13 protein-coding genes and 1 riboswitch are annotated in these 14,710 nt (G+C 62.6%); of the genes, 6 read left to right on the plus strand and 7 right to left on the minus strand.

The features are described from left to right. Positions 1-91: 91 nt before the first annotated feature. Together PYR71_RS11380 and PYR71_RS11385 are read right to left on the minus strand one after the other, a co-directional pair. Positions 92-2,074 carry a CHASE2 domain-containing protein gene (locus PYR71_RS11380; protein WP_275619420.1) on the minus strand — a complete coding sequence of 661 codons (1,983 nt, stop codon included), beginning with the start codon at positions 2,072-2,074 and terminating at the stop codon, positions 92-94. Continuing rightward, entirely contained in the window at positions 2,074-5,856 is a 3,783-nt protein-coding gene (locus tag PYR71_RS11385; protein ID WP_275619421.1) for a FecR domain-containing protein, read from the minus strand. Before PYR71_RS11385 ends, PYR71_RS11380 begins: the two co-directional genes overlap by 1 nt. A gap of 131 nt (positions 5,857-5,987) precedes the next feature. Here PYR71_RS11385 and PYR71_RS11390 point away from each other — a divergent pair, with 131 nt between their 5' ends. After that, positions 5,988-6,527 carry a Pycsar system effector family protein gene (locus PYR71_RS11390; protein ID WP_275619422.1) on the plus strand — a complete coding sequence of 180 codons (540 nt, stop codon included), beginning with the start codon at positions 5,988-5,990 and terminating at the stop codon, positions 6,525-6,527. Positions 6,528-6,580: 53 nt separating this feature from the next. Here PYR71_RS11390 and PYR71_RS11395 read toward each other — a convergent pair whose 3' ends face one another. Both PYR71_RS11395 and PYR71_RS11400 read right to left on the minus strand, forming a co-directional pair. Further along, entirely contained in the window at positions 6,581-7,069 is a 489-nt protein-coding gene (locus PYR71_RS11395) for a RidA family protein (protein ID WP_275619423.1), read from the minus strand. Further along, positions 7,063-7,788, minus strand: a complete 726-nt coding sequence (locus tag PYR71_RS11400; protein WP_275619424.1) for an SDR family NAD(P)-dependent oxidoreductase — start codon at positions 7,786-7,788, stop codon at positions 7,063-7,065. Before PYR71_RS11400 ends, PYR71_RS11395 begins: the two co-directional genes overlap by 7 nt. Positions 7,789-7,974: 186 nt before the next feature. On the opposite strand from PYR71_RS11400, the gene PYR71_RS11405 reads away from it, so the two are divergent. Beyond that, positions 7,975-8,877, plus strand: coding sequence for a LysR family transcriptional regulator (locus PYR71_RS11405; RefSeq protein ID WP_275619603.1), 903 nt, complete (start codon positions 7,975-7,977; stop codon positions 8,875-8,877). 104 nt (positions 8,878-8,981) lie between these two features. Then, positions 8,982-9,758, plus strand: a complete 777-nt coding sequence (locus tag PYR71_RS11410) for a DUF1194 domain-containing protein (protein ID WP_275619425.1) — start codon at positions 8,982-8,984, stop codon at positions 9,756-9,758. 163 nt (positions 9,759-9,921) lie between these two features. Here PYR71_RS11410 and PYR71_RS11415 read toward each other — a convergent pair whose 3' ends face one another. After that, a complete protein-coding gene (locus tag PYR71_RS11415) occupies positions 9,922-10,611 on the minus strand; it encodes a VOC family protein (RefSeq protein ID WP_275619426.1) in 690 nt (229 codons plus the stop codon). Between the two features lie 250 nt (positions 10,612-10,861). Next, positions 10,862-11,296 (minus strand): 6,7-dimethyl-8-ribityllumazine synthase, encoded by a 435-nt coding sequence (locus tag PYR71_RS11420; RefSeq protein WP_011425937.1) that lies wholly within the window; start codon positions 11,294-11,296, stop codon positions 10,862-10,864. A gap of 80 nt (positions 11,297-11,376) precedes the next feature. Beyond that, positions 11,377-11,518, minus strand: a riboswitch (FMN riboswitch). A gap of 344 nt (positions 11,519-11,862) precedes the next feature. On the opposite strand from PYR71_RS11420, the gene PYR71_RS11425 reads away from it, so the two are divergent. Together PYR71_RS11425 and PYR71_RS11430 are read left to right on the plus strand one after the other, a co-directional pair. Continuing rightward, positions 11,863-12,309 carry an SRPBCC family protein gene (locus tag PYR71_RS11425; RefSeq protein WP_041678693.1) on the plus strand — a complete coding sequence of 149 codons (447 nt, stop codon included), beginning with the start codon at positions 11,863-11,865 and terminating at the stop codon, positions 12,307-12,309. A gap of 173 nt (positions 12,310-12,482) precedes the next feature. After that, on the plus strand, positions 12,483-12,791 hold the full coding sequence (locus tag PYR71_RS11430) for a GCG_CRPN prefix-to-repeats domain-containing protein (RefSeq protein WP_011425935.1): 309 nt from the start codon (positions 12,483-12,485) through the stop codon (positions 12,789-12,791). 57 nt (positions 12,792-12,848) lie between these two features. Here the strand turns inward: PYR71_RS11430 and PYR71_RS11435 are convergent, their stop codons facing one another. Next, positions 12,849-13,073: an alpha-amylase family protein gene (locus tag PYR71_RS11435; protein ID WP_275619427.1), complete on the minus strand. Its 225-nt coding sequence runs from the start codon at positions 13,071-13,073 to the stop codon at positions 12,849-12,851. 437 nt (positions 13,074-13,510) lie between these two features. On the opposite strand from PYR71_RS11435, the gene PYR71_RS11440 reads away from it, so the two are divergent. Next, complete coding sequence (locus PYR71_RS11440) at positions 13,511-14,608, plus strand: adenylate/guanylate cyclase domain-containing protein (protein ID WP_275619428.1); 1,098 nt, start codon at positions 13,511-13,513, stop codon at positions 14,606-14,608. Positions 14,609-14,710: the final 102 nt, after the last annotated feature.

The following is a 14,710-nucleotide window of genomic DNA, read 5'->3' on the forward strand; positions in this document are numbered from 1 at the left end:
CTAATGAGGGCAGATTGAAAGACCCCATCATTACCGTTAGATCGAAAAGTCTCATCCACTTAGCCGCCCGCTGGTGGAATTAGTCCCCGACTTACTCCCCACCATCGCCAACCAGCGCATCCTGCACGATCGCGTAATAGGCGGCAAGCTCGGGGATATCGCCGGCCAGTTTTTCGAAGATGACATGCGATGGTGCAAGCGTCCCGGCATACTTTGCGTCGATGAAGGCCTGATGAGCCGCCAGCGCTTCGGCGTCGGCTTTGTGCACGACGGTGAAGATCGGCGAGGGGACCGTGCGGCCCTTGACGATGATGCGGTCGAGTTCGACGATGATGTAAGTATCGGCGACCAGCCTTGCGGTTTCCTCGCCGAGCAGCAGCGCTACGCCGTAATTCTTCGAGGCGCCTTCGAGGCGCGAGGCGAGGTTGACGCTGTCGCCGAGGCAGGAATAGTCGAAGCGGCGGGTCGAGCCCATGTTGCCGACGATGCATTCGCCGGTGTTGATGCCGACGCCCATCTTCAGGACGTGCGGCTTGCGGCCAAGGGCTGCCGCCTCACGCTCCAGCTGGCCGTTCAGCCTCGATATCGCCGCCTGCATGGCGAGCGAGGCGCGCACGGCGTGAAGCGCATGGTCGGGATCGTCGAGCGGTGCATTCCAGAAGGCCATAATGCAGTCGCCCATATATTTGTCGATCGTGCCGCCGTGATCCATCACCACATCGGAGAGCGGCGTCAGAAGCCGGTTGATCAGGCCGGTCAGCTGTTCCGGATCGTCCTTCAGCGTCTCGGCGATGGTGGTGAAGCCGCGTACGTCGGAAAATAGCACCGACAGCGTGCGCCGCTCGCCGCCGAGCTTCAGTTGAGAGGGGTCGTTCGACAGGCGCCGGACGAGGTCGGGCGAGATATATTGGGCGAAGGCCCGGATGATCTGGCGTTTGTTGCGGCGCTCCTCGGCATAGTCGAAGGCAGCCTGGCCGAAGGCGACCGCGATATAGGCGACCGTCGGCCCGAGCGGCGAAACGAAGACACGGCCAAGCCGGATGCCGGCGAAACTGGCCGCCGCGAAGGCGAGGAGGGCGGCCGCGCTGGTGACGATCGTCAGCCATCCCGTCGAGCGCCAGACGGTAAGGGCCGCAAGCAGCACCGAGATCAGGATGCAGGCGGCGACCGCCGGCAGGCGCGCTTCGCGGATCGACAGGCCGTAGCGGATATTGTCGTATATGGTCGCCTGAATTTCGACGCCGGGGACAAGCTTGCCGGTGTGAACGGTGTAAGGCGTGGCGAAGGCATCGACGCCGCCCTTGTCGATTTCAGGAGCATTCTGCAGGCTGAGCCCGACGAGGACGACGCGGTCCTTGAAATAGCCCGGCGGCAGCAGATTCTGAGGATCAAGCGCCTGATAATAGGAAACCGTGGGATAGCTGCGGGCCGGGCCGAGGGATTGGATCAGCCGGCCGGCCGGCAGGATCTCCGCCGCTGCCCCCGAGGCTTTCGCCAGCATGGCGGCAAAGCCGTCCTCATAACCGGGAATACGGCGGAAGATGCCGTCGCCGCTGAGATCGATCGAGGCAATGCCGGTCACCGCGCCCGCGTCGGTCAGCGCCGGCAGTGGCGTGGCGCGGATCAGCTGCGAGGCTTGCGGCGTCTCGATCAGCGTTTCATCGCCGGCAAGCACAACATCGGGACCGACCGCCTTGGCGATTGCCGCGTCGTTCTCGGGGTTGGATGGTTCGGCCATAATGATGTCGAGGCCGATGACGCGGGCGCCGGCAGCGCGCAGTTGGCTGACAAGTTCCGCATGCAGGCTGCGCGGCCAGGGCCATTGCGCGTTGATATCGGCGAGTGAGGGCTCGTCGATGGCGACGATGACGGGTCCGCCCTGCGGCGGACGCGGATCGTCGAACGTCGAGAGGTAGTCGAAGCTTCTAAGCTCCAGCAGCGACCAGGCGGGCAGGCGCGACAGCAACGATATGGCGATTAACACGGTGAGCGACAGCACCAGCAGCCGGAGGCGGCGGCTTCCGGCCTGGCCGCTGTCCAGTCCGGCCTGCCGCGACTTGTGCTCCGCCCGCATCAGAAGCGGACTTTGAGCGTGCCCTTGAAGGCGCGGCCCCAGCCGGGCACGCCGGGCGTGATCTCGAAATCCTCGTCGAGCAGATTATAGGCGGCAGCCTCGAGCTCGATGCGCTTGTCGAAGGGTTCCCAGACAAGGTGGGCGTCGAGGCTCCAATAGTCGTCGAGCTTGGTGCCGAGATCGTCGCCGTCGCGCTCGCCGATGTAATTCGCCGCCACCGTCGCCTTGACCTTGGCCTCGTTGACCCAGGTCAGCGCAATCTGGCCGGAATTCCTCGGGATATAGGGCAGGGAGCCACCGTAATTCGGCTCGAGCGGATCCTTGTTCTCGGATTCCATATAGGCATAGGTGGCGGAAAGGCCAAAACCATGCTCGAGCACGACGTTGGCGGTGATGGCGGCGCGGTCGAGGCTGCCGCGCGACAGCGGCAGACTATCCGAAGAGGGCAGCGAGATCAGCGGCAGGTCGATCGAGAAATCATGCAAATCCTGGTGCTGGTATTCGACCGAGGTGAAGAAGCGGTCGGTCCATTCGGCATCCCATTGCAACGCGACAGTATCAGTATAGCCGTCGATGCCGACCGCGAACTGGTTCGGCTGCAGGCCGAGAACGCCGATCGGGGCAAGGGTGGGAACGCCGGTATCGACGCCATGGCGCATGAAAGCGGCGCGCAGCCAGTGGTTCTCGACGGGCGACCAGGCAAGGCCGACGCGCGGCTCGAGTCGGTTGACATCGATGCTGCCACCGCTCATCTGCGTGCCGAACAGCGCATATTCGGCCTTCAGATCAGGCGTAATCTCGTGCAGCATGTCGATGTAGGCGCGGGCGATGTCAACACGATTTTCGGCTTCCGTCGGGCCGAGAGTAACTCCCGGCAGGAGAACGGGAAAGATTTCTTCGAGATTGAAGTAGCTAGTGTTGCGGGCGTCGATCCAGCCGCCCTCGATGCCGTAGCGGAAGGTCAACGGCCCGGTGCCGATGTTGTGGTTGAGGGCTGCGACATAGGTCTTCGAACTCTGATCCTCGATCGTTTGGCCGAAGGGGCGAATGTCGGTGCCTGGACCACCGAGGATCGGCACCGTCTCCCAGTCGAATTGCAGGTCTGTCGTCGTCTTTGTTCTTGCCGCGGAATAAAGCAGTGCAGCGTTCATTATGTTTTCGTAGCCGAATGTGTGGCTCCAGCCGAGGCCGGCATTGGTTGCTGTGGTTATATCTCGCCGGTTCAGGTAAAGCGGCAAGTCATCAGGTGCCGCGAGACCGCCGGGGCCGAAAATGGGTCGGAACAGCCCGGCGTTCAAAAGCGTCGACAGCTGAGAGTTCTCACTCAAAGTATCGAGATTATAATCGCGTCTGCCACTGTTGACATAAGCGACGACGCGATCGTCCGGCGTGATCGTCGCTGTGAGATAGCCGTTGCCGCCAAGGATCTTGTTGTCGGTGGAGAAGCCTCCGAAATCCGTATAGTTGCCGTCGCGGGCAATCTCCTCCCAGTTGAGGTTGGCATAGAAGCTGATCGGGATCGTCTCATTGGAGTAGCCCTGGATTTCGGCCTCGCCGATACGCCTCGTATGGCCGTCGACGCTGTTGATGCCGCCGCCGAGCGAGCCTTCGATGAAGGGCACGTCGAACAGCGTTGCCGAGCGCGAACGGCCCGACAGCATGTGCGGAGAGAGCAGCAGGCCCTGGATGAAGGATGAGTAGCTCGATGCGTTGCCACGGTTCTGGATGATATTGTCGTCGCTGAAGCTCGTCGCGTTGACGAAAGGAAAGATGCTGCCCTTGATCGACTGGTCGATATAACCGGTGCCCTTGAAGGGATCGAAGACAGCATCGCCGTAATAGCGGCCCCAGGCATCCAATCCCTGCAGGCGGAAGGCGTTGTTGAGCGTCGAGCCGGCGCTCGCATTGGCGCCGAGCGCACTGTAATCGCCGCCGCGGGCGCGGGAGCGACGCAGGTATTCCTGCGCGTTGCGGATCGCGCCGTCGGTGTCGTAATCGTCGATATCGACGGCGGTGCGGAAGGCCGAGATAGAAGGATCGTTGTTGTCGAGCCGGTCGGCGTTGTCGAGCGCCTGCTGGGAAGGGATACGGTCGCCTTTTTCATAGTGGGCGGCGGCGAGCAGCAGCTGGGATTGCGAATGCGCCGGATTGGCGGTGCTGGCGGCGAGCAGGTCTTGCAGCGCCTTGTCGCGTTCGCCGGTTTGCAGGTAATAGCGGCCGCGGGCGAGAAGCACGATGTCAAACGACGGATCGAGGGCGATTGCTGTGTCGATCTCGCGCTTGGCCTCTTTCATCCGGTCCTGGTCGAGATAGAGGATCGCCAGGTTTGCATGCAGCAGCGGGTCCTGCGGATCGAGCTCGATCGCCTTCTTGAAAGCCTTTTCCGCTTCACCATTGGCATCGCGCGAACTCTGCAGCAGGCCGAGCGAATTCAGCGTGCTGGACGCGCCGGGGGCAAGCTCGATGGCGCGGTTCAGATCGGCAAGCGCGCCATCAATGTCGCTTTCGTAGGCTGCCTTGTAACTGGCGCGGGCGGCGAGCGCCATGGGATGGTCGGGGTCGAGGGCAAGCGAGCGTTCCACCGCTTCCTTCATCTGCTCGCGATCGTCGATAAGCTCCGCCAGCTCGGCGCGAACCGCTGGCAGGGTCGGATCATCGGGATAGCGCTGTTCCGCCTTCTTAATGATCTCGAGTGCTGCGCGCGGATTCTCGAGGAAGCCTGTCGTATAGGCCTGCATGATCGCGCCATAGGGGCCGGCGGTATTGGCGGGCGGCTGCTCGGCATGCTTGGGATCGGCGAGCGATCTCGCAAAATAGCCGCCATACTGCGCCATGTTGCGGCGTGTCGGGTCGAGGTGCGGCAATGCCTTGTGAAAGAGCCTGGCGGCATCGGAATAGCGCTTTTCCGAGCCGGCGATAGCGGCGTCGATCAGATCGACTCGCGCCTGCTGGGCCACCGTCAGCTTGTGGCCGCGGATATTCTGCAAGGTTGCGGCGGCTGCCTGGCGACCCTCGAAGGCGCTCTGCACTTCGGCAAGTTCCAACCAGTCTTCGGTCGTACGCCGCTCCGGCGGCAGCGCCAGCAGACGGCGACGCTCGGTCGCCATACGGTCCGCCCGTAGTGGTGACGTCGGCATCAGATCGAAGCCGTCGCGCAGATCGAGATAGAAGAGCATCTGTTCGCGATCATCGGGATTGACGCTGATGATCTTGTGCGGCGCCTGGCCGATGGTGGCGACCGCCCCTTCACCCTCGCTAACCTCGACGGTGCCTTGCGGGTTGGAGAGCGCCACGCGGCCTTCGAGTACGATCATAGAGGTCTTGGAGCCCTCTACGGTCATCGTCCAGTCCGTGCCGCGGATGGCGGCGGCCGCCGCGGGGGTCTCGACCGCCAGGCCCTGGCCGCCGCGTTCGGCGCGCGCCCAGATCGTACCGGACTGCAGATTGAGGATCGTGTCGCCGCTCGCCGCCATCTTCTTGACCTGCAGCGAGGAATTGCGGCCGAGGCGGACCTGGGTGTGATCGGAAAAGACGATGGCGAGTTGGCCGTTGGCATTGGTGCGCAGCACGTCGCCGGTCAGAAGATCCTGGTTGATGTCGACGATGCGCCAGTCCGACACGTCGATGAAGCGGACCTCCTCGCCGGTCTTGCGGGCGATGACGGAGCCCGCGACCGGGGTTGCACGCTGCACGGGATCGGCCATCGCCGGCAGCCCGAAACCGGGCACGGCAAACGCCAGCGCCATCCCGACGCGACAGATGTTATTGGAATAACTCCGCATGATCTCGACCCCATTCCCCGCCTTCCCCTTTGTCCGCGCAGAGCGGAAAAGTCAAGCATGTTGCACACGTGTTCTTGCTTTCGTTTGAAAGTGTAATATCAGGGAAACACTTTAGGGGCTGGAGTATTCAGGTGAGCGAATTCGAAAATGTCACGGAGGTTATGCTGAGCAGGCCGTCGAGCGGAGATGTCAGCACTCAGTATTTCGATCACATCAAGAAAATCAACGACATATGTTATGATCAGATCAAGATATCCGACCAGAAGGCCGCCTATATCTTTACTTTCATGCTCGCCTTTTTGGTGAGTTCCAGCGAGGTGAGGGCAGTCTTCAGCCCGGCACGTTATATCGGAGCCGCGCCGGGAAGCATTCTGTTCTCGGGCCTGCTTGCCGCAGCCTCGGTCTTCTCCATCCTCTCGGCCATTCTCGTCGTGCTGCCCCGTCGTCTGGGCACATCGACCTCGCTCTTTTGGGGCGCCTGGCCCAAGCACCGCGACCTGTTCTTCGAAGCGGCCCTGCGGCGCGACGAGCGCTATCTTTTCGATCAGTATCTCGAAAACGCCGAAATTCTTTCCTGCATCGCCCGCAGCAAATATCGCTGCGTCACTGTCGCCTTTCGCGGATTGATGGTGAGCGTCATTGCCTATGTGCTGCTGTTGGCGGCAGGCTGAGCGCAAGCGAAGGCAAGAAGGCGGGGCGCGCTGAAGACGCGCGCCCCGCTCATTCAATCCGCGACTTCGATCACGAGCTCGATCTCGACCGGCATGCCGAGGGGCAGGCTGGCGACGCCGAGGACGACGCGGCCGGAGAGCTTTTCCTCGCCGAAGACCGCAAGCAGCAATTCGGACGCGCCGTCGGCGACCCTGGGGTGGTCGCGGAAATCGCCTTCGGTGGCGATATAGACGCCGAGCTTCACGATCCTCAAGACGCTCTCCAGCGAGCCGAGATAATCCTTGGCGGCGGAAAGCGCGCTCAGCGTTGCCGTCTCGGCTGCCTTGCGGCCGTCTTCCGATGTCAGCGCGCCGCCGAGACGGCCGATATAGCGGGGCTCGTGGCCGACAACCGGCAGCATGCCGCTGAAGAAGACCAGATTGCCTGTTCTCGTCGCCTCGACATAGGCCCCAAAGGGTGTCGGCGGCGGGGGAAGGGGGATGCCGAGTTCCTGCAGCCGCCGTTCCGCGCCGGCTGCCTGCGCTTTCTCACGGTTTACCATTTGCCCAGATGTGCGCCGCCATCGACGTGCAGCACCTCCCCGGTGATGCGCGGAGCTTCAGTGAGGAAGACCACCGCGTCGACGATTTCATCGACATTCGAAATGCCTGTCATCGGCGACAGCGTCCTCAGGAACTCCTTCGGATTGTCCTTGTGAAGGGGCGTGTCGACGACGCCGGGGGCGACCGTGTTGACGCGGATTCCCTCGCTTGCATACTCCATCGCAAGGTTCTTCGAAATCGCGTCGATGCCGCCCTTGGTCATCATCGCCACGGAAGCGGGCATGCCGGCGATCGGATGGTCGATCAGCGGGGTGGTGATGCTGACGACGCTGCCGCCCGTCTTCTGGGCGAGCATCTGCCTGATGACCCGCTGCGTCAGGTGCAGGAAGCCTTCAAGATTGGTCGACGAGAGCTTACGGAAGTCAGTCATCGTGTAATCGACGAACGGCTTGGTGAAGAAGATGCCGGCATTGTTGACGAGCGCGTCGATCGAACCGAACCGGTCGATTGCGGTTTTGGCGACGCGGGCCGCTGTTTCGGGATCGCCGATGTCGCCGTCGACCAGAGCCAGCCCGTCGGAAGCCTGGAAGGCATCCGAAGCGCTGACCTGACGCGAGGTGGCAACAATGTTGTAGCCGCGCTCGACGAACGCGTTGACGAGCCCTGCTCCGATACCTTGGGAGGCGCCCGTGACGATGACAGTCCTTTGCTTGGTCATGTTGAACTCCATAATCTGGTTCGGGCAACGCAGACCTGGCAAGGTGGTCGCTCGAGATGAGGCCGCCGCGATCGCGCCGCCATCGGGTTGTTGGTTGTTTTCGCAAGGTGAATATGGCGAAAACCTCATTGCTCGATTAGATGGAAATATCTGGATTCTCTTTTGCATCAGTGCAAAAATGCCGGCATGGCCGATCTCAACGACATCGCCGTCTTCGTGAAGGTGGCGCAATATGGCAGCTTCAGCCGCGCCGCCCATTCGCTCGGCATGCCTGTTTCGACCGTCAGTCGGAAGGTGACGTCGCTCGAAGAGCAGCTCGGCGTGACGCTGATCCAGCGCACGACCCGCAAGCTCAGCCTCACCGCGCAGGGCCGGGCCTATTACGACAGGTGCAGCGAGCCGCTTGCTCATCTCATCGACGCCGAGCAGGCGCTGACTGAAACGCAGAGAAAGCCGGAAGGCCTGCTGAAGATCTCGGTGCCGGTCATCTTGGGCCAAGAGGTCTTCTACGAATTCATTTCCGATTTCCTGAAGGCCTATCCCGAGATCCAAGTCGATCTTTTCGTCACTAACCTGTTCCTCGATCTGGTCGCGGAGAATATCGATCTCGGCATACGCTTCGGCGAACTCAAGGATTCCACCATCGTCGCGCAGCGGCTCGGCAAGAGCGTACGCTATCTGGTCGCCGCCCCGGATTATCTGAAGGAGAGGGCGCTTCCCACAAAGCCCGCAGATCTCAAGGACCATCGGTGCGTGCTCCTGAACGGGCGCAACGGCGAAGCGGAATGGCATCTCGTCAGCGGCCGCAAATCGGTCGACGTGCGCGTGTCGGGGCCGGCATCGAGCCGCGATTTTGATGCGGTCAGCGCCTTCACCTATCGTGGCCACGGCATTGGTCTCCTGCCTTCGACCTATTGCGACGAGCAGATCCGAAGAGGCGCGCTCATCCGCCTGCTGCCGGACTGGTCGTCGCCGGAAATCTTCGTGCACGCCGTCTATCCCACGCGCCGCTTCCTGCCCCTGCGCCTGCAGGTCTTCCTCGACGCGCTGAAGGCATGGAAAAGTCCTTTGTGGCTGCCGTTGCATTGAGGGGGCCATCACCGAAAATTGAAGCCCAACGCGTGGCGGCGCGTTCTGCCCCGATCAAGCTGTGCTAGAGTCGCCCGGCTTGGGAATGGCGCGGGGATCTGCCGATGCTGACGTCACTTGCGGTGCTCATGGGTCTTTCCGGTGTCGTGCCGACGGCGCAGGCTGCGGCAAACGAGGTCGACGTGACGCTGGTGCTTGCCGTCGACACCTCGCGGTCGATGGATTTCGAAGAGATCGGCATCCAGCGCGACGGTTATGTCGAGGCGCTGAAACACAAGGAATTCATCGACGCGGTGAAGGGCGGGCTCACCGGCCGCATCGCCATCAGTTATTTTGAATGGGCGGGTTATGTCGTCCAGGGTTCGGTGATCGACTGGCAGGTGATCGCGACGGAGCAGGATGCGATCGCCTTTGCCGACAAGCTCGACGCCCGGCCGATCGCCACGCAGCGGCGCACCTCGATTTCCACCGCGATCGCTCAGGGCGTCAGCATGATCATCGCCAGCCCCTTCCGGGGCAGGCGGGAGGTGATCGATGTCTCCGGCGACGGCCCGAACAATTCCGGCAATCCCGTCACGCCCGTCCGCGACAAGGCGGTGGCATCAGGCATGGTCATCAACGGCCTCGCCCTCATGCTGCGGCCTTCCGATGCGGCCGATGGGCTCGACAAATATTATGCCGACTGCGTCATCGGCGGCCCCGGCGCCTTCGTGCTGCCGGTCCGCAAGATCGAGGACTTCGCCGTCGCCGTTCGCCGCAAGCTGGTGATGGAGATCAGCGGCATTTCACCCTCGCCGACGGTGGAGAGGATCGCCGCCGACCCGCCGACGACGGATTGTCTGATCGGCGAGAAGCAGTGGCGGGACATTTTCGACCGGTAACGTGCGGCTGTGAGCGCTACTTGGGATGAGAGGGCAGAGGGGGCCACACGGCACGCCTGTAAAGCAAGGAAGAAAGTATCTCCCGCCCAAGAAAGCCTCACCCCGAGTGCCCGCAGGGGATATCGAATGGCGAGGCCGGTGCTCCCAGCATCTGCCGCAGCCACTACAACGGCAGTTGCCTGCCGGCCTGCTCGCTGACCATATATTCGGCGTACCAGTCCGGCCAGTTCTCGTCGTGTTTGCCGCCGTTGCGTTTCTCGTGTTCGCCGTGGGCGTGGGCGGCGCGACGGAGTGCGGCTGCCAGGTCGCTCGAAGTTGAAAATGCTGTCTCATCGGCGTCGATGCGTCCCGGCAGGCGGGTCGTGACTTCCTGTAACAGCCAGCCGTTTCCATCCGGATCCTTGAAGGAGGCGAAGGAACGGTAGCTGCGATGCTCGGGGTCGCAGCCGGCGATGCGCAGGCGCCCGAAGAGATAGGGCTCATCCTTGCCGGCATAGACGCCCGATGCATCATGGAAAACCTCGCTCACTTCGACGCCGCGGGCAGCGAGATCGCGCCGCGCGGCCTCGATGTCGGAGACGATGAGATAGAGGCCTTGGGCGGAGCCGGGGGCGGCAGCGGTGACATTCCTTCCGAAGATGATGGCGCAGCCGGAGCCAGGCGGGGTGAACTGGATCACGCGGAAATCGGCATCATTAGAAAAGTCGGCGTCGAGCCTCCAGCCGAGCTTTTCGTAAAAGCGTTTGGCGCGGTCGACGTCGGAAACGGGGATGACGATCACTTCGAGCTTGGTGTCGACCGGTCGCGTTCTCATGGATTCAATGGAGGTTTCACTGCGCATTGCATTGCTCATCTTCAGCTCCCTTAGGGTTTGGACGCATTAAGAATGGCGATACATGTCAGGCTCGAGTGGACCACAGCGCGGTAAGTGCGTCGAATCAATTATTCTGTCGGTGCAGAAGAGACGGCGGGCCGATCCCGCCGCTGTCGCGCGGGCAGCTAAAGCGCATCGCGATCTTTCGGATTCGCTCTTTGCGCTTTAGGTTTTTGTTTTCACGCATGTCGTTGCCGCAAAACCGCTGCACACTCTTGCGCGGCATGCTTCAGGCCGCAAGAGCGGCGCGTGTCTTGCCGATCATCAGGGCGGCGCGTGCGGCCTCGCGGCCTTTCTCGACGAAATGCGCGCGGTAGATTTGGGTATGGTGCTCCGTTTCCTGATAGTGGTGCGGTGTCAGGGAAACAGACAGCACCGGGACGCCCGTATCCATGCCGGCACGCATCAGGCCATCGACGACGGCCTGGGCGACGAATTCGTGGCGGTAGATCCCGCCGTCGACGACGAAGGCGGCGGCGATGACGGCGGCATAACGTCCGGTGGCGGCAAGATCGCGCGACAACAGCGGCATTTCGAAAGCGCCGGGGACGTCGAATACGTCGATCTGTTCGGCGGGAACAAGCTGTTGGAAGCCTTCAAGCGCACGGTCGACGATATCGGCGTGCCAGCCGGCTTTGACGAAGGCATAACGGGTGGGTGTCATGGTAATCTCCTTTGGCGTACAGACACGTCACCCAAGGCGATCACGAGCATCCGCAGCCAGTCCCGAAGGGCAGCGGCAGCGCACGTTCTCTTTCATCCGGACTATGACCGTCGGCTCAGGCATCTCACCTGATCTGCTGACCCTTCCGAGGAAGGCGCTCGCGGGCTCGCAATCGAACTGCATACCGCCGGTAGGGACTTTCACCCCGCCCTGAGAACGGCGCGGACAATAGGGGCAAGGCGGCGGGCTGGCAATAGGGGAATGGATCCGCCGCGGCTGGATTCCTGTGACAGGCACAGGAATGAGGTGGAGAGATGGTGCCCCTTACAGGCTCCGAAGAGAGCGAGCTGGGAGCATCAATCTCAGTGAACGCTGGATGCAGCGCTGGAGAGAGTCCTTCGAGGCTTCGGCCTTCGGCCTGCGCGCTTCAGGATGAGCGAGGTTGGAGGTTGTCGCCCGCCCTTGCTGGACACATCTTCAAGCCTACATGCTTCCATTGAGGGCACCCACGTCAATATAGCATGATACGCTGTTCCCGAGACGGGGCGGCAACCTTGGAGAAAGCGATGCCAGAATCTTTCGTCGTGCGCCGCGAGGCGCATCTTGCGGCGCCGCCGGCGGCGGTGTTTGCGCTGATGACCGATCCGGAAAAGATCCTGCGCTGGATGGGGACGGAGGCCGAGGTCGAGCCGGAGCCCGGCGGGCTCTATCTCGTCAATGTCACCGGCGCCCGCTTTGCGCGCGGCTCGTTTCGCGAGGTGGTGCCGGTGCATCGGCTTGCCTACAGCTTCGGCTGGGACGGCAGCGAGGTGGTGCCGCCGGGATCGAGCCTGGTCGAGATTGACCTGATCGAGCAGGGGGGCGGGACGCTTTTGCGGCTCACCCATAGCGGCCTGCCGAGTGCGGAGCAATGCGCCGGCCATGAGGAAGGCTGGGCGCATTACCTCGGACGGCTCACGGAGGTCGCTGCCGGGCGGGACCCCGGTCCCGATCCATTTTACGGCAGGAGATGAACGGCTTTCGGCAGGCGGCGGGACGCTCCTCAAGCGCTTGACGTTGCGGGAAGAACGGTCCGCCGGCGGCCGAAAGGTGCTGCTTTTTCGTCCGCAAACATGAACGTGCAATTCATCTCCAGTTCAATTTGGCGGTCCTAAGGTGTTTGTGGCTGGATGAAATGGAGTTTTCGATGAAGGCACTTTCTATCGCGGCTGCCTTGCTCGCTGGCAGCCTCTCGATCGGCACGGCTCAGGCGATGCCGATTGGGGCAATCAAGGTTGAGAGCACTGTCACAAAGGTCGACTACGCCTGCGGTCGCGGCTGGCATCTGACCCGCTGGGGCGAATGCCGGCGCAACTGGCGACGCCCGCCGCCTGTAGCTTTCTATGGCGGTCCGCCCCGCTGGGGCTGGGAACGGCGTCATCGCGACTGGGATGGCCCACGTTGGCGCTATGAGCGGCGCTGGGATCGTGAACGCCGCTGGCGGGACGACTACTAAAAGCCTTTGACAGAGGCAGACGAACGAGGGCCGGTGCGATGTTTCGCCCGGCTGCGCTCAGATGCGGCAGACGAGCCAGTGCTTTCCGTCGATCAGCTCTTCGAGCTCGGCCGGATCCTTGACGCCGAACTCGAACCATTCGACGAGTTCCTTCGCCTTCCGCTTGCTTTCCTCGGCCGTAAACTCGATCCCATAGCGCGCGCACCACCGCCGAAGGATCGACGTCAATAGCGTCATGTCATTCCCGTCAAGCGGGTCTTTCGGCCAATATGTCGTGCCCATCGCAACCCCTCAATCGTCGATGACAAGCTGGCACATAATGGAATCAAAGCCGCGCAAGTTTAAAGTGTTTTTTTCATTGTTTTCCACCGTGGTGAATGGTTTTCCACAGGGTTCTTCGGAGGTGGGGTTGACAAGGATGTGGGGAGGCCGTGGCGGATGCCCCGAGCGGCAAGAGCCGATGAGGGCGCTCCTGGACATCGGAGGTGGCCTCAGTTTGCCGACAAAGTCTCCTCCGTCATGTTGGGCCTTGTGTCGAGCATCTGAAGACGCAATTGCTTGACGAGAAAACGGCGCAATTCCTCGGCACAACAACGAGGCCGAGGATGACGTCTCGGGTTTCGCAGTCGTTTGCCAAGGCCTGTGGACACCGGAGGTGTCCTGCCGGGCTGCGGCAACGTTCGCTTGCGAACCTCTCAGGGCGATGCCAATGTTAGCACATGGATCTGCCTCCTTCCCTTGCCTGGTTGATTGACGAGGCTACGGCTTCGCCCGGTCCCGAACGGTTTCTGGCCGAGCTTGGGCGCCGGCTGCTGGCCGATGGCCTGGCGCTTTCCGGCGGCGCGCTGACACTTTCGGTGCCGCATCCGATCATCGCGCGGCGCACCTGGCTGTGGCGGGCCGAAACCGGGGCCGTCATCGAGGCGCTGGGATTTGCCGCCGCACCTCGAAGCGATGCCGGGCGCGAATGGCTGATTGGGCTCGGGCCGGTTTGGGAGGAGAGGGTTGGAGCTTCTCAGGACGGCGCCATGCTTGGCTGGGCAGGCATCGGCAAAGGGGAAGGGGCGGACGAATTTGCTCCTGATGAAGCCGCGCGGCTGCAGGAGGTCGCGCGTTTTGCCGCCGCGCCGCTCGCAGCCCTTGCGGCGCGGGAGGCGCGGGCAGCACTGCTGGAAGCCTATCTCGGTCGGCGCAGTGCGGCTCGGGTTCAGTCGGGTGCGCTTGCCCGCGGCACCGGCGAAACCATTCGCGCGGCCCTTCTCTGCGCCGATTTGCGGGATTTCACCGCGCTTTCCCAGGTGACGGAGCCGCAGGCGATGATATCTGCGCTCGACGCTTATTTCGACCGCGTCGCCGGCGCCGTGCACGCCTTCGGTGGCGAGGTACTGAAATTCATCGGCGACGGCGTGCTGGCGATATTTCCTGTCACGAGGGCTTCCGGCAACGAGGCCGGGGCTGATCGAGAGGCCTGCGAGGCGGCACTTCGGGCTGTCGCCGCCTGCCGCGCCGGAATGGCCCATCTCGACCAGATGCGCCGGGCGCAGGGGCTGGCGCCGCTGCCCTTCGGCGCTGCCCTGCATTTCGGCGAGATTCTCTGGGGCAATATCGGCGCCGCCGACCGGCTTGATTTCACGGCCATCGGCCCGGCAGTCAACCTGGTCAGCCGGCTGGAAGGGCTCTGCAAGCCGCTCGGCCACAGCGTGCTGATCTCAGGTGCCGTGGCGGCGAAAACCGAGGCCGCGCTGACGCCGCTCGGCGAACACGCCCTGCGCGGCATCGCCGCGCCCTGCGCCGTCTTCACCTTGGCTGAGGATTGAGCCCTGAGATGGGTACTGTCCGCTTGTGCATGCAGTGCCGTCTCTTCCCCGAAACCGCGCAAAAGAATCATGATTGTTAAACTCCGCTTTTTTGGTTAAAGC

The sequence above is a fragment of the Rhizobium mulingense genome (genome assembly GCF_029194105.1).
Lineage (GTDB): Bacteria > Pseudomonadota > Alphaproteobacteria > Rhizobiales > Rhizobiaceae > Rhizobium > Rhizobium mulingense.